Raw genomic sequence first — 20,118 nt, 5'->3', positions numbered from 1 at the left:
ATCAGGCTTTCCACTGCATAAGAGCGGCTCGTTGATGGGCTAGCATCCCTTGATTAATCTGGCGTCCGTCGAGTAGTGCTTCCATCGCCAGCAAAGGGATGGTCTCTTGATCAACCTCAATCATGTTAGTGACATATTGCTCTGGGATGTGAACGCCAAACGCCGGCTTATCCATGATCTGTGCGTTAGAAATTGTTTGTATGGAACGGACCCTAGAGACGACTAACCCTATCATGATGTTCTCTTGTAACTTTTCATCCATCGATTCATATAAAATGATGCAGCTGAATTTGTCGTATTGATATTCTGTCTCCATCCTTAATCGAATGGCTGCGTCCACGACGGGAACGACACTGCCTCGCACATTGATAACGCCACTCACCTCTTTGAAACACATCGGAACGGACGTAATTTTCGAGTACTCAATCACTTCGTTGACCGCTGAGATAGGAATGGCGACAAGCTCGTTCGAAACATCCACTAACAGGACTTCAAACCCATTGACGGTTTCTTGTTTTTCTAACTCACCCATGGTTTAGCTCCTGCTGTGCTTGTGCCTCCGTTAACCAAGACCATTGTTGATGAGAGAGAAGTCGCTCGACATTCAGGATCGTCAATAGACGTTCATCCAGCTTTGCGACGCCTTGTACCATTGGAGATTCAAAGTGACCGCCGAGTTTTGGTACTTCTTCCATCTCTTGCTGCGAAATATCGATGACTTGCCTAACCAGATCGACTTTATTAGCCACAACATAAACCACGTTTTCTTTCAGCACTTCCGTCACGATGACACAGGTTTTAGTCGTCACCGGCGTTGTCGGCTCACCAAGGCAAGAGGCGATATCAAACACCACCACTAAGTTCCCCCTAAGGTTCATCACGCCCAGTAATTGCTGAGGTGCCCCTGAAATCTGTTCAATGTTCGGGTATTCGATAATTTCACGAATCGAGTGAATCGGATAAGCGAAATATTTATCTGCGACCTTAAACTCTAGATATTTCTCTTTCATAACGGCCTGCTCTATTCATCAAATGGAACATAGCCAGTTTCACGCTTGGCATTGTTACTTACTGCGGCTTGTCTGCGTGCCGTCTTTGGCTCATCTCCTTCATTAGTGAGTTTAAAGAAGCTCACCGTGCTACGAATGTCGTTGGTTTGGTCTTGTACCATGGCCGCTGTTGATGCCAATTCCTCAGATGCAGAGGCGTTCTGTTGCGCGATTTCATCAAGTTGTGAAACCGTGCGATTTATTTCAGCCACACTGGTGCTTTGCTCTGTCGATGCTGCCGTGATTTCTTGTACTAAGTCGGCGGTTTGTTGAATGTTGGGAACCATGCGGTTGAGCATATCGCCTGCGTGTTGAGCGACTTTCACGCTGCTGTCTGCAAGCGTACTGATTTCTTGCGCCGCCACTTGGCTTCGTTCTGCTAACTTACGCACTTCATCCGCTACCACAGCGAACCCTTTACCATGTTCACCTGCCCTCGCCGCCTCAATCGCAGCATTCAGGGCAAGTAAGTTCGTTTTGTAAGCGATGTCTTCAATGATGCCGATTTTCTCAGCGATCGCCGTCATCGCATCCACGGTATCATTAACTGCTTTACCCCCTTCATCCGCTTCAGAGCTTGATTGGGTGGCAATGCCATTCGTCACTTTTGAGTTTTCGGTATTCATGGAAATAGAAGAGCTCATCTGGTCCAAAGAGGCACTGGTTTCTTCAACACTGGAAGCGAGTTGGCTGGACGTGGTACTCAGCATTTGCGAGGTCGTGGAAACCTCATTGGTACTATGAGCAATCGCTTCGACCGAGCGTCTAATATCGAGCATGATGTTTTGTAGCTTATCGAGGAAGCCGTTAAAGCTTTGCGCTGTTTCACCGATTTCATCGCGGCCAAAATCGGGAATACGACGAGTAAGGTCACCTTCCCCTGAGCGAAGATCCTCTGCCGCTTCAGAGAGCGCTTTAATGGGCAATACGATCCCTTTGATTAAGAACATCGCGGTCACAAACGCAAGCAATACCGCTAAGCCAAGTAGCCCCCAAACTAGCGAAATACTTTCTCGCGCCGCTTCTACCAGTTGGTCCAAAGAGTCCCCACTTTGACGATCGGCCGTGTTACTGATGTCATCTAGGATGGTTTCCAGTTTGCTAAACACTTCATGTTCAAGTTTGTCGATTTCTAACGCTGCTTCAAGTTTGTCTCTTGGCCGATACAAAGCGAAGATGTCTTTGCCACCTTTGTAGAGCTCTTGATACATTTGCTCGACTTGCCCTAGGCTCTTAATCTCTTCTGGCTTTCTTTCTAACGGCTTTATCAGTTCTAGGTATTCAGCAAAGTTACGAGATTCTTGTTCAAAGACATTGATCGCCCCTACCTCGCCACGCATGTAAGCGTTGAGGGCAGACATCATATCGCCCTCTTCATCTATCAGCTCAAGATAGTAACGCACCCCTGGCAGGTCATCATTGACCACATCTTCAAAATCACCCCGGCCCGCATCCGCGACTTCTTCTTCTTTCAGCGTATCGAGCATTCTTTCTAGTGGGTCGGCAAATTCACTGATCAAGTAGTTGTACTTATCTACGGCTTGGCTCTCTAAGGTTGGATCAAACTGCTTAAACACCAAGTTCAGCATGTCATCGTAGTAACGTCGGGATAGGTCATCGATTTGACGAACTAAGATGGGGTCAGCCGACTCTAACTGCTTCAAGCTTTCAAAGTAGGCCACAAAGGCGGTGTAGTTTTCTTGGAAGTTATCTTTTTCTTCCGCTTCCCCGGTAATAAACTCCAAGACATTCGAGTTCATATCGGCGAGCTCATCCAGCATGTTGAGTGACAAAATCACTTTAGGAATTTCTTCACTGCCGACGCTGATTGCATAGGTTTCAATCGTCCGATTTTTTAGCTGCACCGATACCGCAATGACTAACAACAGAAACCCCATTGTGCACATTGCGACAATGATCTTGTTCTTTATCGATAGTTTACTGATCATGCCCCTCTCCCTAGTGTGCCGATGTCTCTCACCGACTCGCACCCAAATTGCGGAACGTTTCAAACGCTAATTGAAACGTTCGGTATTCACTCGATCTGATGGATTCAAAGCGGTCTGAATTAAAGCAAAAATGTCCAAAATAATGGCCACCTCTCCGCTTCCTAAAATTGTAGCCCCGCTGATCCCTTGTAATCCTTCAAACAGTGGTCCTAATGGTTTCACCACGGTTTGGAACTCTCCGCTCAAGCTGTCTACTACAAGGCCCGCCCTTAAAGAGCCCAGCTGAATAACGATGAGTGCTTCTTGCTCTGAGTCGACTGTTCGTTGAATCCCAAACCATTCAGCCAGCCTCAAGAATGGCAACACCTCATCCCTCAGGTGGACGTATCGCTTACTGGTGCTTTGAGCCCCTTGTAGCACTTCACTGAGTTCCAAACATTCGACAACGTTATCCAGTGGAATCACATAATCTCCACCTGCGACTTTGAACATGAACCCATCCACAATCGACAGGGTAAGTGGTAAGCGGATAATGAAACGGCTTCCTTTACCCTGTTCGCTGCTGATCTCGATATTGCCGCGCAGCAGCTCAATGTTCTTCTTAACCACATCCATACCAACGCCTCGGCCAGATAAGTCGGTGACCGTTTGGCTTGTCGAGAATCCTGGCTCAAAAATCAGATTCCAGATCTCTCTCTTGGTTAGGACTTCCTCGCCATGAACCAACCCCAACGCTTTGGCTTGGCTTAGCACTCGCTCTTCATCAATGCCTTTGCCGTCGTCACTCACTTCAATCACAATCGATCCCGAGTCATGGTAGGCGTTAAGGCGGATGACCCCTGAATTGGGCTTTCCCGCTGCCACTCTGTCTGCCGCAAGTTCAAGACCATGATCGATGGCATTTCTAACTAGGTGGGTTAACGGGTCGCTGAGTTTTTCAACAAACGTTTTGTCCAACTCAGTTTCAGCACCACTGACAATCAACTCGACGTGTTTACCGAGCTCTTGAGCCGTGTCTCTGGCGATTCGCTTAAACTTATTGAACGTGTCCCCTATTTGAACCATCCTCAGTTGCAACGAACTATCACGAATCCCCTCAACTAATCGTTCCAGCATCGCCATGGATTCAATCAGTGGCTCGTTACCCGTTTGATGCGCCAATAGATTGGTTCGAGCACCCATGATCACCATCTCACCGACTAAGTCGATCAACCTGTCTAGTTTTTCTGCTTCGACACGAAGCGTTTTGGACGTCACAATATTGGGGCGGTAGGTGGGCTCAGAATCGGGTTCACACTGGTGACTTTGCCAATTTCGATATTGTTCAGGAGTGATGACGGACATCCCCGCCCACAGGCTCATCAAATGGTCAGTGCTACCTGTTAACCGCTCTGCCAGCGCGACATAATCATCAAATGAGCTCTCAGGTGACAACACCTCAACCTGTGCGTCATTGAGAAGAAAGTCAAACGCATCCAATATCTGATTTTTGTTAGTAAATGCATTAAATCGAATCTCATAACCCAAGTAGCTTTTCTGAGGCTGAAACGACTCTTCTTTGATGCTGACATGTAACGATTCCGTGACTAACTCGATATGTTCCAACTCCCCTTTTGTGCCCAAATAATGAATAAAGCGAATCGGATCGAGTCCATCTTCCAATACGTGCGGCTCTGGACGTAAGGAGATATGCCAAACCCCAGAGCAATCATCGACGCTTTTTTCAGGTTCAGGCGTATGAATTTCGGTGCTGCTAGTGATGACTTGGATGAGATAAGGGGTAAGCCTTGCGACTACAGATTCGGTATTAGGCAGAGGCTGCGCTTGGCTGAGGGCGCTTACTTGTTGGCGGACAACGTCATTACTTTCGATCAGAGTCGCTAGTAAGCCATCATCAAGACGAGTTTGCCCATCCCTCATTTGAGCTAGCAAGGACTCGAGCAAATGCGTCAACGTAGTGATTTCATCAAAACCGAATAAGCCTGCGCTGCCTTTAATGGTGTGAATGGCTCGAAACAGTTCGTCAATCCATTCTGAAAACTGCTCATCTAACAAGGTTTGATTGAGCAGCAGTTGTTCAACGTCATCCGTCAATTCTAATGACTCATTTATAAACACTTGAACAGCTCGATCAAACTCTGTCATTTTTAGCCCACTGATTGAAGTGTCTTGATGGAAAACAGCGCCATCTGCTGCTCAAGAAACAGCGGAACATTGAAGATGTTTACACCTGATTCGGAAACATCTGGCTGAGAAAGGTACCAAACCAACAACTGAAAGCCGGCGGTATCGAGTTCAATCAAATGTTGGCAGTCTAACTGAACAAAGTCATGATCTTGTATCGCTAAGCACAACTCTTGGTAGGTTTCTTCTACCTCATAGATGGTCAACTCTTGGGGAAGCACATAGCTAAATCCACTCATCGTCTACCTCAATTTAGCAGTTTGTTGACCGCTTCAAGCATCTGCTCAGGTCTAAATGGCTTGACCATCCACGCTTTTGCCCCTGCTTTTCTTCCCTCCTCGATAAGATATTGTTGGCTTTCTGTGGTCAGCATAATGACAGGGGTGAACTTATATTTGGCCAGTGATTTAAGTTGCTTCACGAAGTCAATGCCGTTCATGTTCGGCATATTGACATCACTGATGATCAGGTGGATTTTAGCCCCATCTAATTTCGCAAGACCGTCGACACCATCTCTTGCTTCGAGCACTCGATACCCTGCTCCACCTAAAGCAATACTCACGACTTGTCGTAACGACTCAGAATCATCCACAACCATAATTGTCTTCTGCATGTTTACTTCCTAAAAAAAGGTCACACTTCCTTCATCTTCCGGTGAGCGTCCGGGCTCGACTTTGGTCGTCTGTTCAATAAGCTCCAGTTCTTCCAAGAGAGTCACTTCATCCCAACCAAGTTGTTCTATATCGTTTAACGCTTCCTCTACCATGCTCAGCCCTTCTTTTAGCCCTTCTTGCTGCTGGTGTAATCGGTCCCCAAATTGAAGCACGACCAGTATATCTTTATAGAGCTGTTCCATTTGGTCACGGTACTGTTGGATCTCGTTACAGGGGTCAGCATCAACCTGTTTAATGTGGCTGGCAATGTTTCGCATCGACTCAACTTTGGTACTAAGTTGTATCACCGCTTGATAAGAAAATTCCGAAGAAGTCACCACTTGCTGACGCAGTTTGGGTAATAAGCGTAACGCTAATGATTGGAGGCTTTGTTGATAGAGATGTGAGGTCGATTTTCGGGTCTTTAGGAAGACGATAAAAGTAAGTGTTGTGATAAGCGCAGCGGATAGCATCGCCGGCGCAGTCACCCCGACAAGCAGAGCCTGGATTAAGAAAATAGTCGCTCCAAGACCAATTAAGTACATATAGCGCCCCACTTAAATACCCTTTTATCAATAGCCTAGTTTTTAGACTAGTTCATAAACAAACTAGGAGCGCAGTTTTATAATAAAAAAGGTCTAAACGTTGCCGCTTAGACCCTTTAAGATACAATGTAGAAGACGTTATGCGTTGTTCGCTTCAAACTCTTGCATAAATGCCACCAAGGCTTGAACACCTTCCAATGGAACAGCATTGTAGATCGACGCTCGCATGCCACCCACAGCTCTGTGACCTTTCAATGACACCAAACCTTTCGCTGCCGCTTGCTCTAGGAACAAAGCATCAAGTTCTGGCTTCGCTAACTGGAATGGGACATTCATGCGTGAGCGGTTATTCGGATGAACATTGTTGATGTAGAAATCTGAGTCATCGATTTGTTGATAAAGCAGTTGTGCTTTTTCTTTATTGATTTGCTCCATCGCTGCTACACCACCTTGCTCTTTCAGCCATTTAAAGACCAAACCTGATAAGTACCAAGCAAACGTTGGTGGCGTGTTAAACATGGACTCTTTCTCAGCCAAAATTTTGTAGTTCATGAAACTTGGCAGTAAGTCATGCGCAAACTCAAGTAAATCATCACGAACAATCGCAATACACAAACCAGCTGGGCCAATGTTCTTTTGAGCACCGGCGTAGATGACGCCATATTTAGCAACATCAATCTCGCGAGACAAAATAGTTGAAGACATGTCAGCGACGATTGGCTTATCGGTTACTGGAAGATCTGCGATTTCAACACCATCAATGGTTTCATTCGGACAGAAATGAACGTATGCCGCTTCTGGATCCACTTGCCAGTCTGACGCACTCAATACGGCTGTTTTGCCATCAATCTCAGACTTCGCATTAAAGGTATCAACCTGACAGTATTTGCTGGCTTCACTGATGGCACTTTCTGCCCAGTAGCCAGCGTCAATATAAGTTGCCTTTTTCGCCGAGCCCAAAAGGTTCATAGGTACCGCGGCAAACTGAGCGCGAGCACCACCTTGGCAGAATAGCACTTTATAGTTGTCAGGGATGTTTAGAAGATCTCTTAAGTCTTGCTCAGCGTCTTCAGCAACTTTAATAAACTCTTTGCTTCGGTGGCTGATTTCCATGACGGAAGTGCCTAAGTTGTTCCAATCAACCAATTCCTTTTGCGCTTTTTCCATCACCGCTTTAGGCAGACCAGCCGGTCCTGCACTAAAGTTAAAAACATTGTCCATTTTGTTTCCTTGCACACGATTTATTAATCTAACTACCCGATTAATACCATGTTTTTCGATGTATAAAAAGCAAGAAAAGAGGTCTTACGACCTCTTTTCATTTTAAAACCATCAAATAGAACAGTTAAGGCTGAATTAGAGCAGGCAGAATCAAAGCCATTAAAGGGATCTGTTGGCCATTTTCAAACACTAAGTTGCCTTCTTTTAGCTCCGCATGGATTTGATAACCCTTATCTGTCTCTTGAATCAATTCCATGATCATCGCTTCATCAACGCCTTGTTGAATAAACGGGTACTCCTTTACAAGACCACTCGAAAAGAAGGTATCTAACTGCCCTGTTAGGGCCGGCAAGATCATCATTGGGTTTTGAGCTACGTTGCTTGTGCCTTCTGGAACCGTCAACTTCCAGCGAGATTCAAACTCACTTTGATCACTTAACTTCACCGCCATTTTATTCATCGCTAGGTAAAAACCTTTTGAGAATAGGTTCTCGACATAAGGAATCGCAGACTCGATATCCGCACTCGTCAACATCGGATTGTTTTGGTAGAGGTTCACTAGATGCTCAAAAGACTCGCTATCTAAGTCACCGAAAGAAAGATCAATGGAAACGCTATCCACTTCACCGTCCGCTGTCAGCAGATTATTCAGTTCTACTTTGTGGCCGCTACTGACGGTTTTAGCCAACTCATCAAACGAACTGTTGAATGAATATTGACTGTCACTTAATGCAAACAAAGGCTGCTGGGAAACATCAAGGATTGATGCCTTACCCACTTTCATTGTCTGCTCACCAAGCCAGAAGCTGTTCATTTTTTTGCCTTCACCTTGGCCGGTTAACCCAGAAAGCAGCACTTTTTCACCAGAGTTGAAGTCAATTTCTACCGAAGGAATATCAAGGTCATAGGTAATATCACCTAGCACACTCACATGGCCTTTCAGAGTCGATGGAGAAACCGAAACAATCGCACCTTCAGCGCCTTCTGTTACCTGATTCCAATTGCTCAATGTTAGCTCGTAATCCGTATTACCATTGAGCTGAGTGGTGGTATTGAGAGTCAATGGAAACTCGGGCATGTCTTTTAGCGTCGATACTGCACTTAAGCTGAGTAGGCCATGCGACAAATCACTGTGAACAAGAATAGTTGAAGGTAAGCCATCAATCGCAAACTGTTCCGCTAAGGTTGGATCCGTGACTGTGTAACGGGTAGTCACCGTTGACGAAAAGTAACCACGGTCGTATTCAACAATTTCAGCCTGAACTGACTCGTTGTTTAAACTGACTACGCCGTCTTCAATCACTTTTTGACCAATATGGCCAACCGCTAAAGGCCAACACAACGCAAGCGAAATTGCGCCACCGATGGCGCCGATTTTTTTAAGTTCCATGGATTTACTTTCTTATATTCGGGTTTCTTTCAGTCTACACGAAAAAACATTGAGTTAAATCAGTGTATTGGCTTTCTACAAATTTCATTCAAAATTCTCGTAGCTAGCTCTCAGCAAGCCTAGTAGAAGATTGTTAAATTGATAGGTAATGATCAATAGAGTGTAGCCTAGTTGTGAATCAATTTTCCGTCCTTTGCCTTGACAGTAACCCTATCAGCAATGAGCAATTGCGGCGTGAGCTTAGCCCTTTTGCCAGCAAGTTTGATCTTCACTGTCTAGAGTCGATAGCAGAAGCCAACGCCGCTTTAGAATTTTGTACCGAACGTCACCAAACCATTGCTCTTGTTATTGCTAGCCATCACGAAACCTTTAATGGCGCTGATTTTCTCATTCACCTCGACAAGCACCGCCACACTCAAGACGCGCGGAAAATATTAATCAGCTGCGGTCAGGATATCCAAGCCATTCTATCCGCGGTCAATGACGGTCGACTCGATCACTGTTTGACAAAACCGCTACAAGATAACTTGGTACGAAAAACCGCAGAGAAAGAGCTCACTACCTTCATTATTGAACATGACCAAGATAACCTGCTCTCATACAGCCACATCCTTGATCAACATCGCTTACTTCGGACTCACATTGATCTCAAAATGCGTCACTACCGCGAGGGGTTTATTACTGATCACCATAGCCTCTCAGACCAACAACTTGCCAAACAAGTCAGTAGTGCGTTGCTGACCTTCTTCGACCAAGAAGACGATACCCACGCCAAACGTGTCTATTCCGCCGATCATCTTTTAACCCAAGAAGGGGAAGAAAATCAGTTCTTGTGGTTCATCACCAAAGGGGTTGTCGCGCTCTACAAAAAGGATGAAGAGGGACGTCAACGTGAAGTGGTTCGTCATACGCAAGGGAATATAGTCGGAGGCATGTCGTTTGTTACCGGTGAACCGTCATTTTCGACAGCCATAACATTGACCGATACCGAGGTCATTAAATTGGATAGAGCGGTGTTTGCCAAGGTCATGCACTCTAATACAACCTTGCTGCCCCTCTTTACTAACTTGCTGTTACGTCACTTCAATCGCCGCTTGCAACGAAGTATTACCACCAAATTAGAGCTGCAAAAAACCATTGAATCCCTTGAAGACGCCCACCAGCAATTGATCGAACGTGAGAAGATGGCAATGCTTGGTCAACTGGTCGCAGGGGTCGCTCATGAGCTGAATAACCCGATAGCCGCCATATTACGTGGCACTGAAACCCTGACCAATAAGATTCAGCCTCTTCTTGATGTCCGTTCCTTGCAACACGCCGGAGAATCGGCAGAGCACATGTTGCAGCGTGGATTAACGCAAAGGCCCCGCTCTACCGCCAATGAACGGGAACTAACCCGAGAAGCAGAAAAAGTCACACACAATCGAAGAATTGCCAAAAAGCTCGTCAAGCTAGGGTTAACTAAAGAACAACATTGGCAAGCACGTTCGGTGGAATCACCCGAAGCGACCTTAGCGCAGCTAGAACGGTTAGAAGAGTATTTCTTGACGGGGTCGACGCTACGTTCGATTAATGTTTGTGCTGGTCGTATTGCCGATATGGTAAAAAGTTTAAAAGGCTATTCGCGTTCAGACGATGAAAAACGCAGAGAAGTCGACATACATGAAGGGATTGAAGACACCCTAGTGATCTTTGAAAACAAGCTTAAATTCCATCGAGTCGAGCGTCACTACTCGTCACTACCCCGCATACTCTGCTTACCGATTGCTCTACAACAGGTTTGGACCAATCTCATTTCCAATGCGATTGATGCGTTCCCTGAAAAGGGGCAACTCAAGATCCACACCGAGCAATGTGATCATGAAGGGCTACCAGGGGTCCGGGTCTCCTTTAGAGACAATGGCTGCGGGATTCCTGACGCAATAAAAGAGAAGATCTTCTCACTTAACTTTACCACCAAGAAAGAAGGCAATTTTGGCTTAGGGATCGGCTTGTCGATCTGCCAACAAATTATTCATCAACATGGCGGAAACATTGAAGTGGAATCGCAGCCAGATACGTTTACGGACATTTCAGTTTGGCTGCCTCTTAGCGCAACGCCAACCATAAGGAGTTATGAATGAACAAATACCTCATTTTATGCGTCGATGACGAACGTGAAGTACTCGACAGTGTCATTCAAGATCTTGACTGTTTTGAGGAGCACTTCTTGCTTGAAGCTGCGGAATCAGTGCAAGAAGCAAAACATCTGATTGATGAATTTGAACAACAAGACGTAAAATTGGCGCTTATTGTTTGCGACCACATTATGCCAGAGACCACTGGCATTCAGTTTCTTATCGATCTCAATCAACAAACATCAACTCAGGCAACAAGGAAGCTACTTCTGACAGGGCAAGCGGGGCTCGAAGATACCGTGGAGGCGGTCAACCACTCCAGTTTGGACTTTTATATCTCCAAACCATGGCAAGGGGACGAACTGCGCGCAGCAGTGAAACAGCAGCTGACCCAATATGTACTAAAAAATGAGAAAGATCTCATGCCTTGGGCGTCTATTCTTGATACAGAGAAAATTTTCGAGGCTGTCGCACAAAATCGGCTCAGCTATGGCGAATAATTACACAGCCCTTGGCACACGAGTTGCATTAATTATTAAATAACGACAAAACAATGACATTTCTATAGTGGCTACCGCTATGATGCATTATCATGTCGTCTTAAACGTCATGGCGCACGTCGCTTAAGACCAAGGAAATTTACAAGACATAGGTTTATCGTCAATATGCGTAAAACAATCTTAGCTGCAGCATTAGTGCTTGCATCTGGTCAATCTTTTGCTCAAACCGACCCTAACAGCCCGGCGGTAATGAGCAACTTCAGTTATGACTACCTAGAAGCTCGTATCGGCGCAAGCCCGGTTACTTTTGGTGCCGCAATGAGCAAATCAATCCACCCTAACGCGCACGTTATTGGTCGTATCGATTCTGAATTCGAAGGCGATTACGATGCTGCAGCAGGTTTCGGCTTCCATGCTCCTATCAATAACTGGGCTGACTTCACCGGTGAAATGCTACTTCGCTTAGTCGATGATGGTGGGGCGAAAGGCACGGACACAGGTATGGAACTGAACTTGGGCGTTCGCCAATGGTTAGGTCCACAGCTTGAAGTTGGTGGTAAAGGCGGTTACGTCTCAATTGATAATGAAGATGACTGGATTGGTTCTGCGTATGCACGCTTCCACTCAACAGAGCTATTCTCAATCGGTGGTGAAATTCGCATCAACGATTTCTACGGTGATCAGCTTATGTTCACAACTCGCTTTAAGTTCTAATTGCTAGCGAGAGTCGCAGACACTAAAAAACCGAGGTTTCAGGCCTCGGTTTTTTTATGCAATTCCGTTTGCAATGAGCATTTCGTTTACTTTTTCGATCAGTGACAATTAGCCAACAGTTGACGCTTACGTGGCTCTTGGATCAGCTTCCAGTGAATGCCTTCAATTGCGCCAGCAAACTTCCATAACAGCTTCACATCCACATCGCTGCCGTAGGCTTCTCTTACACGAGAAAACACAGCTGGTGCACCCATTTCAAGGAAGCTGTCTACGTCTTCGATACCCGCTTTTTTCACCATGCGCTCTAACGTTAGCTGCATGTTTGGAAGATCTCTTAAACGGCGGTTCGCTGATGAACGTTTGTATTGACGCTGAGAGACTGAAAATTGAATAGACTGCTCAACCAGCTCTTCTAAGCGATCATGTTTTTCAGTAAACAGCTCGGTAATATCATAGTAGTTAACCGTAGCCGTTGTTTGTTTCTTTACGTGGCGATATTTTTCACAATTCAGTTCAATCAATTGTTCATCGAGTCTGTCCCCACCACGGATAAAGATTCGATCGGCACTGAGTAGCGCGAACATTGCTTCGTCTTTAAAAAGGCCCGTACCACCAAACATCGAACGCTTTTGAAAGTCACCGAATTTCGTTACGTATTGAATAAAAATTTGCTCTGTCATATCCATTGATCCTTAATCTTTAACCCCGATTAGTTATGATCACCAGATAGCAGCATTTATAAGCGAAAAAAGTAATAAAACCCACTTAAGCCAATATTTTATTTTTTTAACTTAAGTAGTAACAAGTACCGTAAATCATAGTTAACGAAACAAAATAAGTCTGTGCATATGTCACATGAATCGCATTTCATAATCAACGTAACTTGACCGAAGTCACAACAATGGACTTTTGGGTATTTCCTTACTCGGTTACATCCTGACATAAAACGCTACGCAAATTATCAATAATATGATTTCCATTGATTGCTAATATACGGCTAGAAACGTTACACTGTAAAAAGTAGCATAATTAGAAAGCGTATATGAGCCACCTATCTTTTTACTGGTTACCAGAAAATGGTGACCTTCTGGTTAAGGGCATCGAGTCTGAGTTTTTCAGCTTGATAGAACATTCGATCAAATCAAGAAAGATATCCCTTCCTCCTATTCCCGATGTTGTCTTGAAGATTCAGCAGCAATGTACTGAAGACACCACCACCATTTCTGATATCGCGGATCTGTTAATTGAAGACCCAAGTCTTGCGGCGATTGTGATTCGCGTTGCTAATTCGGTTATTTTTAACCGACGCAACATCACATGTACGGATCTGCTTACCGCCGTCTCTCGTTTAGGTATCTTCCGAGTGCGTGACATCGTGACGGCTCAAGCCATCGAACAACTGAAGCACTCCGTTAATCTAAGTCAGTCCTGTAACCGTATCCTGGTTCAAAGTGCGGCGAATTCTCGTGAGTTGGCGGCAACTATGGTGCTCGTTACTCGTGGGTTTAAAGAAACTCAAAGCGAAAAGTATCGTCATCTGGAAACGGATAAAGCACTTCTATGTGGCCTTCTGGCAGATATCGGCTTGTTCTGCATTGTTGAGGAGTACCACAACTATCTAGAGCAAGGTAACTATCTTGATGAGTCCATCGCATTTCAAATTTTTGACCGCCAATGTGCGAACGCCAGTCGATTGGTGCTAAGTACTTGGGGGTTTGACAACGATTTCCTTGAGGTTTCCGCGAATCAATCTTTGTCAAAAGGTAGTGCTGACGTTAGCTATTTAGATGTGGCTCGTATCGCCAATCACATTCTAATGTTCCGCCGTCAAGACGAAAGCCTAGATGAACATAGTGTTGAAATTGATGTCACCGGAGCAGATATACTGTACAAACTCAGTAATTTAAGTGATAGTGAGTTCAGTACACAGATAGACGAGCTTATTAGTGCGAGTGGCCTATAACCACTCATAACAGGATGCAGTATGTTCTCAGGGATGATCTTTATCTTTGCCCCACTTGTGGTGGGGTATCTTATTTCTATTTCCAAGAAATCAACACTTAATACGATTAATACCACAACCTCGAACCTTATCTACGTCATTTTGGCGTTGATGGGATTGAGCTTGGCGGGTCTTGATAACTTGGGCCAAAACATACAGCTTATCTTGAAAACAACCGCCGTCTTCTTTGTGGTGTTAAGCTTAGCTAACCTTGCCACCCTCCCACTCGTCGATAAATTGTTGCCTATCGAAACTGACACCAATAATGCCAAGCTTCCTCTGTCCTCTATGGCAATGGAGTCAGCAAAGCTAATTTTGGTGGTTGGTGGTGGACTATTAGTTGGCCTGGCCCTTCCTTTCGACCTTAGTTGGGTGGATACTGCCAGCGAGTGGATCTTATTCCTTCTACTGTTTTTTATTGGCATCCAACTTCGTAATAGTGGTTTAACTCTTCGTCAGATTCTGCTGAACAAACATGGCATGGTCATCGCCTTGCTCGTGATCATTAGCTCTATGCTCGGTGGCGTCATCTCTGCTCTGATTCTTGATATTAATGTCTATCAAGGCTTAGCGATGGCCTCAGGTTTTGGTTGGTATTCGCTAGCAGGGATATTAATGGGTGACGCGTTTGGTCCAGTCTACGGCGGTGCATCATTTATGATCGAATTGCTACGAGAACTCATCGCGCTCATTCTAATCCCACTATTTATCCGCACTAAGCCTTGCACTTCCATCGGTTATGCCGGAGCGACAGCAATGGACTTTACGTTACCAGTTATTCAAACAACCGGTGGCGTACGTTGTGTACCCATTGCGATTGTGAGTGGCTTTATCTTAAGTCTTCTCGTGCCCGTATTGATGCTGTTCTTTGTCTCTCTTGCAGGCTAGATCGCAGGAAAACGACTTCAAATTCAGTATTATCTACGGCCGATAGTTCGGAACGTTTAACGACAACTCATTTAGACAACTATAATAAGACACATTCAAAAGGAATCACTATGAAACGCATGATTGCAGCTCTGCTACTAAGTACGACGTCTACTTTCGCCGCAGCCGCTGATAACGCTTGTCTTTCTAAAAAGTACGATGCTTACATTGATGCCTCTCTGCATTGGTATGAAGATCTTGCCCAGCTGACATCTGAGCAATACCCAGATTTAAAAGAAGTGAGCGAGTGGTTCCTTGAAGGTCGTAAACACCACTTTGAACTTAACCGTGCAGCTGTGCATTACTACCTTGTTGAAGACCAAACCAAAGTGGCCACTGCACAACCTGTTGAAGCTTGGTTGCAGCTAGAACAAAAAGACATTAAAACCTTGTCAACGCGTGGTGACGAACTTGGCCAACTTGCGAAAGTAACGTTTGATGATCGTCAATCAAAGCCGCATGAGAAGAATTACGAGCTTCGTTCAGCGTTCGCTGACCTACTCAGCCACCCAACGAAAATTGATTCTGCACTGAAGCGTTACAACGCCTCAATTAAACAACTTGAAGCAATCAATTGTCAGTAAACCTATAGCTCATAGGGTTACTCTGTCATTCTGCGACTCTCGTATTACTAAATCTAAGATTCGTTAATTAAGACGGGACTTTGGTCCCGTTTTCGTTTAGATTGTCGCGCTGCAATAAAAAAGATTAGAGCAATGTAGCTGTATGAAATCGGAACAGAAAACGGCTGATGTGAGCTTCGAAAGTTTACTTCGAATTTTCACAATTCCTGAAGGGCCAGACTCAACGCTAACCAAAATCGATGAAGAGCTTTCACGTAACCTGAATAAGTTCCTAAAAGAACATATTGTTGCGGAAGAAAAGCCGCTGCGAGAGATTGAAAAAGACTTCTCTAACGCATCGATCCCTGAACAACCAGAATTTGTTTCTGATCATACTCAGCACCTGCTCGATACACTGGTTTCCCACTCCGTTCATACCTCTGCGCCAAGCTTTATTGGCCACATGACCTCGGCTCTCCCTTACTTTTTGATGCCGCTGTCAAAGATCATGATCGCCCTGAACCAAAACTTGGTAAAGATCGAAACCTCGAAAGCGTTTACCCCTTTGGAACGTCAAGTTCTTGGCATGCTTCATCGCCTTATTTACTCTCAGGACGATTCGTTTTACGGTCAATGGATGCACAGTGCCAACCACTCTCTTGGTGCGTTTTGCTCTGGCGGGACCATCGCCAACATCACGGCACTGTGGGTCGCTCGCAACAATGCATTGCGCGCTCAAGGTGATTTTAAAGGGGTTGAGAAAGAAGGTCTGTTCAAAGCGATGAAACACTATGGCTATGAAGGTTTAGCCGTATTAGTTTCTGAACGGGGTCACTACTCGCTCAAAAAAGCCGCTGACGTTCTTGGCATTGGTCAAGAAGGACTGGTGGCCGTAAAAACCGATAACAACAACCGCATTTGCCCTCAAGCACTGCAAGAGAAAATCGTCGAGCTAAAAGCGCAGCGCATTAAACCCTTTGCCGTTATCGGCGTAGCAGGTACCACCGAAACAGGTAGCATTGACCCACTGACTCAAATTGCCCAAATTTGTCAGGAAGAAGAGTGTCATTTCCACGTCGATGCTGCTTGGGGCGGTGCAACATTGATGTCGAATAACTATCGTCACCTCCTTGATGGTGTTGAACTCGCTGACTCAGTCACGATTGATGCGCATAAACAGCTCTACATCCCTATGGGCGCTGGTATGGTTCTGTTTAAACAGCCAGATGCGATGAAATCTATCGAGCATCATGCGCAATACATCTTGCGTAAAGGGTCGAAAGACTTGGGTAGCCACACGTTAGAAGGCTCTCGTTCAGGTATGGCGATGCTAGTCTATGCGGCAATGCACATCATCAGTCGCCCTGGCTACGAGCTTCTGATCGACCAAAGCATCGAGAAAGCTAAGTTCTTTGCGAACCATATTGAACAGCAAGCCGACTTTGAGTTAGTGTCCGAACCTGAACTTTGCCTACTCACGTACCGCTACGTACCGCAATCAATTCAAGAAGCGTTCACTCAAGCGACGGAAAGTCAAACTGAGAAGCTAAATGAATTACTCAATGAACTGACGATGTTTATCCAAAAACGTCAACGTGAAACCGGCAAGTCTTTTGTTTCTCGAACGCGACTTAACCCTGAGCGTCTGCATCACCTGAACACGATTGTCTTCAGAGTGGTATTGGCGAATCCATTAACCAGCTGTGACATTCTTGGCTCGGTATTAAAAGAGCAACGAGAAATAGCCAAACAAGCACCAAAGTTAATGGCGAAGATTGAAAAGCTGGCAGAGCAGATTCGTCATTCATAGGAAGAAAACTGAAATTTTCTTTCTAGAAAAATGTAATTTCTCTATCAACGACAAGCCCAACGTTCAAAATTTTAGCGAAGCTCAGTCTAATTCTGTAGTTTAGACAAAATTTAGTTTGAGGCTTGTCATATATTAGCTAATTCCCTAGTAGAAAAGTTGCCGTAAACCTTTTGCTTAGGTTTATACTGGCTTCATGGCACTGGAAGGTATTTACCCTATTTGGGAACAGGTTGTTTCCTATCATTACTATCGGGTATTTCCAGTGAGTTGTTCTCTATACCCTCGTGAACACTATGAACACATTAGAAAAAATTCAAAAAAACCTAGAAAACTTTAGCAAGTCTGAGCGTAAAGTTGCAGAAGTCATCATGGCGTCTCCTCAAACGGCTATCCATTCTAGTATTGCTACACTGGCTAAAATGGCCGATGTAAGTGAGCCAACTGTTAACCGTTTTTGCCGCCGCCTTGATACCAAGGGCTTTCCTGACTTTAAACTTCACTTAGCTCAAAGCCTCGCCAATGGTACACCTTATGTGAACCGTAACGTCGAAGAAGACGATGGCCCAGATGCGTACACGCATAAGATTTTCGAATCGACTATGGCGTGTCTTGATGTCGCTAAAAATAGCTTAGACGCAATGCAAGTTAACCGTGCTGTTGACCTGCTTACTCAAGCAAAGCGCATCTCTTTCTTTGGCTTGGGGGCATCTTCTGCAGTTGCCAAAGACGCTCAAAACAAATTTATTCGCTTTAACATCCCAATTACCTGCTTTGAAGATGTAGTCATGCAGCGTATGAGCTGTATTAACTGTACAGACAATGATGTGATCGTGCTTATCTCACACACGGGTCGTACAAAGAGCCAAGTAGAGATCGCAAACCTTGCTCGTGAGAATGGCGCAACGGTTATTGCAATTACGGCTAAAGACTCACCACTCGACAAAGCAAGTTCTCTGTCTATTTCTTTAGATGTACCTGAAGACACTGACGTTTACATGCCAATGGCAAGCCGCGTGGTTCAAATGACAGTCATTGATGTATTAGCGACCGGCTTTACACTTCGCCGCGGCACAGGCTTTAGAGAAAACTTAAAGCGTGTAAAAGATGTTCTGAAAGACTCTCGCTACGATAAGCTGTCTCAATTCTAAACAAAAACGGAGCAACGATTGCTCCGTTTTTTATTGCATTTCATACGTATCTAGCTATTTTGAAATCGACTCTCGCCCTCAACATCCCCTGACAAGATAACCTCGGCTCTCCCCACGTCCATTGAGGTTTGAGACTGCTCACAATCACTTTGGCACTGACAGACTTGATTTAAGATATACGTCAGGCGATCTTTGGTTAGCGGTAGCGGGTTACCTTTGATTGCGACAGACTTCAATGCATCCTCTGCCACCGCATCAAACGAAGTGCAACACACACCGAATTGCGCCAACTGCGGTATCGCTAACCGTTCAAGCATCATGTTAGCCCATAGCACGGCATCGTCACGGTGAGCATTGACTCGTCCCGTTAAGATGTGGGCTAATTGACGGTAGCGAGCCAACACATCACTTCTTCCGGCGGCGTTCGCAGCTTTCATGTTTTCCTGCATCACGAACGGCGCTAAGCGAGCGGTAATAACACTATGAGGCGCTTGTAATTTACCACCCAATGCTGAGGCTAAGCCATGAGCCGCCCCCAGTTTCGCGTTCGAAATCGCCATCCCACCGAGCATCGCCGCAAAGGAGAGATCGGAGCGCGCTTTATGATCATCTTGCAAACAACCAGCGATCATCGATGAAGACAGTCGTCTTAGCCCCTCTTCACATATCATGTCAGTGAGCGGATTAGGCTCACCGCAGACATACGCTTCCATCAAGTGGGTAAAAGCATCCATTGCCCCTCGACCTGACAAATAAGGATCAGTGCCATAAGTGAGTGAGGGATCGACTATCGCTACATCAGCTAACATATCAGGGCTACGTAAGCTGACTTTTACCCGATCTTGACCAGAACGAAGCACCGCGTTTTTGGTGACTTCAGAGCCAGTGCTCGCAGTGGTGGGAATAGCAATAAAAGAAATAGGCTTTGACTTTAAAGGGACGTTTCTACCGACGACTTCAACGTAGTCATACACATCGCCTTGATTGGGAATAATCGCAGCTAACGCCTTGCCCATATCTAACACGCTACCACCACCAATCGCCACGACCATATCCGGACGAAACTTTCGCCCAAGTAATGCCGTTTCTTCGATCATAGTGATGTTTGGCTCACCACTCACGGCCACATGCTGGTAACGCATGTTTTGCTGCTTTAAGTATTGAATGATCGGCGATGCTCGCTCGGTATTCTTTCCTGACACTAATAATACACTGTAACCAAACTGCTTTAATACCGACAAGGATGACTGTAATGCGCCTTCACCAAAAATAATCCTTGTGGAGGTCATAAACTGAAACATGCTGATGGGCTCCTTTTACGGTGATCGATAGGTCTGCGTATTAAG

At 45.3% G+C, this 20,118-nt stretch carries 19 protein-coding genes; 8 read left to right on the top strand and 11 right to left on the bottom strand.

The features are described from left to right. Position 1 precedes the first annotated feature (1 nt). From EJ063_RS07205 to EJ063_RS07165, 9 genes are all read right to left on the bottom strand, one after another. Positions 2-532: a chemotaxis protein CheW gene (locus tag EJ063_RS07205; RefSeq protein ID WP_126573453.1), complete on the bottom strand. Its 531-nt coding sequence runs from the start codon at positions 530-532 to the stop codon at positions 2-4. Further along, positions 525-1,010 (bottom strand): chemotaxis protein CheW, encoded by a 486-nt coding sequence (locus EJ063_RS07200; RefSeq protein ID WP_126573451.1) that lies wholly within the window; start codon positions 1,008-1,010, stop codon positions 525-527. Before EJ063_RS07200 ends, EJ063_RS07205 begins: the two co-directional genes overlap by 8 nt. Positions 1,011-1,021: 11 nt before the next feature. Continuing rightward, positions 1,022-2,998 (bottom strand): methyl-accepting chemotaxis protein, encoded by a 1,977-nt coding sequence (locus EJ063_RS07195; RefSeq protein ID WP_244225159.1) that lies wholly within the window; start codon positions 2,996-2,998, stop codon positions 1,022-1,024. Between the two features lie 66 nt (positions 2,999-3,064). After that, complete coding sequence (locus EJ063_RS07190; RefSeq protein WP_126573449.1) at positions 3,065-5,143, bottom strand: chemotaxis protein CheA; 2,079 nt, start codon at positions 5,141-5,143, stop codon at positions 3,065-3,067. A gap of 2 nt (positions 5,144-5,145) precedes the next feature. Continuing rightward, positions 5,146-5,421: an STAS domain-containing protein gene (locus tag EJ063_RS07185; RefSeq protein WP_126573447.1), complete on the bottom strand. Its 276-nt coding sequence runs from the start codon at positions 5,419-5,421 to the stop codon at positions 5,146-5,148. Positions 5,422-5,429: 8 nt separating this feature from the next. Next, positions 5,430-5,795: a response regulator gene (locus EJ063_RS07180; RefSeq protein ID WP_126573445.1), complete on the bottom strand. Its 366-nt coding sequence runs from the start codon at positions 5,793-5,795 to the stop codon at positions 5,430-5,432. Positions 5,796-5,804: 9 nt separating this feature from the next. Further along, positions 5,805-6,380: a hypothetical protein gene (locus EJ063_RS07175; RefSeq protein ID WP_126573444.1), complete on the bottom strand. Its 576-nt coding sequence runs from the start codon at positions 6,378-6,380 to the stop codon at positions 5,805-5,807. A gap of 138 nt (positions 6,381-6,518) precedes the next feature. Next, complete coding sequence (gene serC / locus EJ063_RS07170) at positions 6,519-7,601, bottom strand: 3-phosphoserine/phosphohydroxythreonine transaminase (protein ID WP_126573441.1); 1,083 nt, start codon at positions 7,599-7,601, stop codon at positions 6,519-6,521. A 124-nt stretch (positions 7,602-7,725) separates the two neighbouring features. Further along, positions 7,726-8,991 carry a DUF945 family protein gene (locus EJ063_RS07165; protein WP_126573440.1) on the bottom strand — a complete coding sequence of 422 codons (1,266 nt, stop codon included), beginning with the start codon at positions 8,989-8,991 and terminating at the stop codon, positions 7,726-7,728. 173 nt (positions 8,992-9,164) lie between these two features. On the opposite strand from EJ063_RS07165, the gene EJ063_RS07160 reads away from it, so the two are divergent. From EJ063_RS07160 to EJ063_RS07150, 3 genes are all read left to right on the top strand, one after another. After that, positions 9,165-11,114 carry an ATP-binding protein gene (locus EJ063_RS07160; protein WP_126573439.1) on the top strand — a complete coding sequence of 650 codons (1,950 nt, stop codon included), beginning with the start codon at positions 9,165-9,167 and terminating at the stop codon, positions 11,112-11,114. Continuing rightward, positions 11,111-11,608 carry a response regulator gene (locus EJ063_RS07155; protein WP_126573437.1) on the top strand — a complete coding sequence of 166 codons (498 nt, stop codon included), beginning with the start codon at positions 11,111-11,113 and terminating at the stop codon, positions 11,606-11,608. Before EJ063_RS07160 ends, EJ063_RS07155 begins: the two co-directional genes overlap by 4 nt. A gap of 165 nt (positions 11,609-11,773) precedes the next feature. Continuing rightward, positions 11,774-12,322 carry a hypothetical protein gene (locus tag EJ063_RS07150; RefSeq protein ID WP_126573435.1) on the top strand — a complete coding sequence of 183 codons (549 nt, stop codon included), beginning with the start codon at positions 11,774-11,776 and terminating at the stop codon, positions 12,320-12,322. 98 nt (positions 12,323-12,420) lie between these two features. On the opposite strand, the gene EJ063_RS07145 is transcribed toward EJ063_RS07150, so the two are convergent. Beyond that, entirely contained in the window at positions 12,421-13,008 is a 588-nt protein-coding gene (locus EJ063_RS07145; protein WP_126573433.1) for a TfoX/Sxy family DNA transformation protein, read from the bottom strand. 356 nt (positions 13,009-13,364) lie between these two features. On the opposite strand from EJ063_RS07145, the gene EJ063_RS07140 reads away from it, so the two are divergent. The 5 genes from EJ063_RS07140 to EJ063_RS07120 all read left to right on the top strand — a co-directional run bounded on the left by EJ063_RS07140 (position 13,365) and on the right by EJ063_RS07120 (position 18,772). Next, on the top strand, positions 13,365-14,285 hold the full coding sequence (locus tag EJ063_RS07140; protein WP_126573431.1) for an HDOD domain-containing protein: 921 nt from the start codon (positions 13,365-13,367) through the stop codon (positions 14,283-14,285). A 21-nt stretch (positions 14,286-14,306) separates the two neighbouring features. Further along, positions 14,307-15,212: a LysO family transporter gene (locus tag EJ063_RS07135; protein WP_126573429.1), complete on the top strand. Its 906-nt coding sequence runs from the start codon at positions 14,307-14,309 to the stop codon at positions 15,210-15,212. A 110-nt stretch (positions 15,213-15,322) separates the two neighbouring features. Beyond that, complete coding sequence (locus EJ063_RS07130) at positions 15,323-15,835, top strand: hypothetical protein (protein ID WP_126573427.1); 513 nt, start codon at positions 15,323-15,325, stop codon at positions 15,833-15,835. A 142-nt stretch (positions 15,836-15,977) separates the two neighbouring features. After that, positions 15,978-17,624 carry a pyridoxal-dependent aspartate 1-decarboxylase PanP gene (panP, locus tag EJ063_RS07125; protein WP_126573426.1) on the top strand — a complete coding sequence of 549 codons (1,647 nt, stop codon included), beginning with the start codon at positions 15,978-15,980 and terminating at the stop codon, positions 17,622-17,624. A gap of 293 nt (positions 17,625-17,917) precedes the next feature. Next, entirely contained in the window at positions 17,918-18,772 is an 855-nt protein-coding gene (locus EJ063_RS07120; protein ID WP_126573424.1) for a MurR/RpiR family transcriptional regulator, read from the top strand. A 50-nt stretch (positions 18,773-18,822) separates the two neighbouring features. Here the strand turns inward: EJ063_RS07120 and EJ063_RS07115 are convergent, their stop codons facing one another. Next, on the bottom strand, positions 18,823-20,073 hold the full coding sequence (locus tag EJ063_RS07115; RefSeq protein ID WP_126573423.1) for an iron-containing alcohol dehydrogenase: 1,251 nt from the start codon (positions 20,071-20,073) through the stop codon (positions 18,823-18,825). Positions 20,074-20,118 lie beyond the last annotated feature (45 nt).

The sequence above is a fragment of the Vibrio aquaticus genome, assembly GCF_003970385.1.
Classification (GTDB): Bacteria; Pseudomonadota; Gammaproteobacteria; order Enterobacterales; family Vibrionaceae; genus Vibrio; species Vibrio aquaticus.
This window is presented reverse-complemented; position numbering and strand designations above follow the sequence as displayed.

Bases quoted from the DNA above. Each gene is read 5' to 3' on its own strand.
- EJ063_RS07190 (WP_126573449.1), bottom strand. From the start codon at position 5,143: ATGACAGAGTTTGATCGAGCTGTTCAAGTGTTTATAAATGAGTCATTA.
- EJ063_RS07145 (WP_126573433.1), bottom strand. From the start codon at position 13,008: ATGGATATGACAGAGCAAATTTTTATTCAATACGTAACGAAATTCGGT.
- EJ063_RS07120 (WP_126573424.1), top strand. From the start codon at position 17,918: ATGAACACATTAGAAAAAATTCAAAAAAACCTAGAAAACTTTAGCAAG.
- EJ063_RS07150 (WP_126573435.1), top strand. From the start codon at position 11,774: ATGCGTAAAACAATCTTAGCTGCAGCATTAGTGCTTGCATCTGGTCAA.
- EJ063_RS07130 (WP_126573427.1), top strand. From the start codon at position 15,323: ATGAAACGCATGATTGCAGCTCTGCTACTAAGTACGACGTCTACTTTC.
- EJ063_RS07165 (WP_126573440.1), bottom strand. From the start codon at position 8,991: ATGGAACTTAAAAAAATCGGCGCCATCGGTGGCGCAATTTCGCTTGCG.
- EJ063_RS07205 (WP_126573453.1), bottom strand. From the start codon at position 532: ATGGGTGAGTTAGAAAAACAAGAAACCGTCAATGGGTTTGAAGTCCTG.
- EJ063_RS07140 (WP_126573431.1), top strand. From the start codon at position 13,365: ATGAGCCACCTATCTTTTTACTGGTTACCAGAAAATGGTGACCTTCTG.
- EJ063_RS07185 (WP_126573447.1), bottom strand. From the start codon at position 5,421: ATGAGTGGATTTAGCTATGTGCTTCCCCAAGAGTTGACCATCTATGAG.
- EJ063_RS07175 (WP_126573444.1), bottom strand. From the start codon at position 6,380: ATGTACTTAATTGGTCTTGGAGCGACTATTTTCTTAATCCAGGCTCTG.
- EJ063_RS07135 (WP_126573429.1), top strand. From the start codon at position 14,307: ATGTTCTCAGGGATGATCTTTATCTTTGCCCCACTTGTGGTGGGGTAT.
- EJ063_RS07195 (WP_244225159.1), bottom strand. From the start codon at position 2,998: ATGATCAGTAAACTATCGATAAAGAACAAGATCATTGTCGCAATGTGC.
- EJ063_RS07200 (WP_126573451.1), bottom strand. From the start codon at position 1,010: ATGAAAGAGAAATATCTAGAGTTTAAGGTCGCAGATAAATATTTCGCT.
- serC (WP_126573441.1), bottom strand. From the start codon at position 7,601: ATGGACAATGTTTTTAACTTTAGTGCAGGACCGGCTGGTCTGCCTAAA.
- panP (WP_126573426.1), top strand. From the start codon at position 15,978: ATGAAATCGGAACAGAAAACGGCTGATGTGAGCTTCGAAAGTTTACTT.
- EJ063_RS07180 (WP_126573445.1), bottom strand. From the start codon at position 5,795: ATGCAGAAGACAATTATGGTTGTGGATGATTCTGAGTCGTTACGACAA.
- EJ063_RS07115 (WP_126573423.1), bottom strand. From the start codon at position 20,073: ATGTTTCAGTTTATGACCTCCACAAGGATTATTTTTGGTGAAGGCGCA.
- EJ063_RS07155 (WP_126573437.1), top strand. From the start codon at position 11,111: ATGAACAAATACCTCATTTTATGCGTCGATGACGAACGTGAAGTACTC.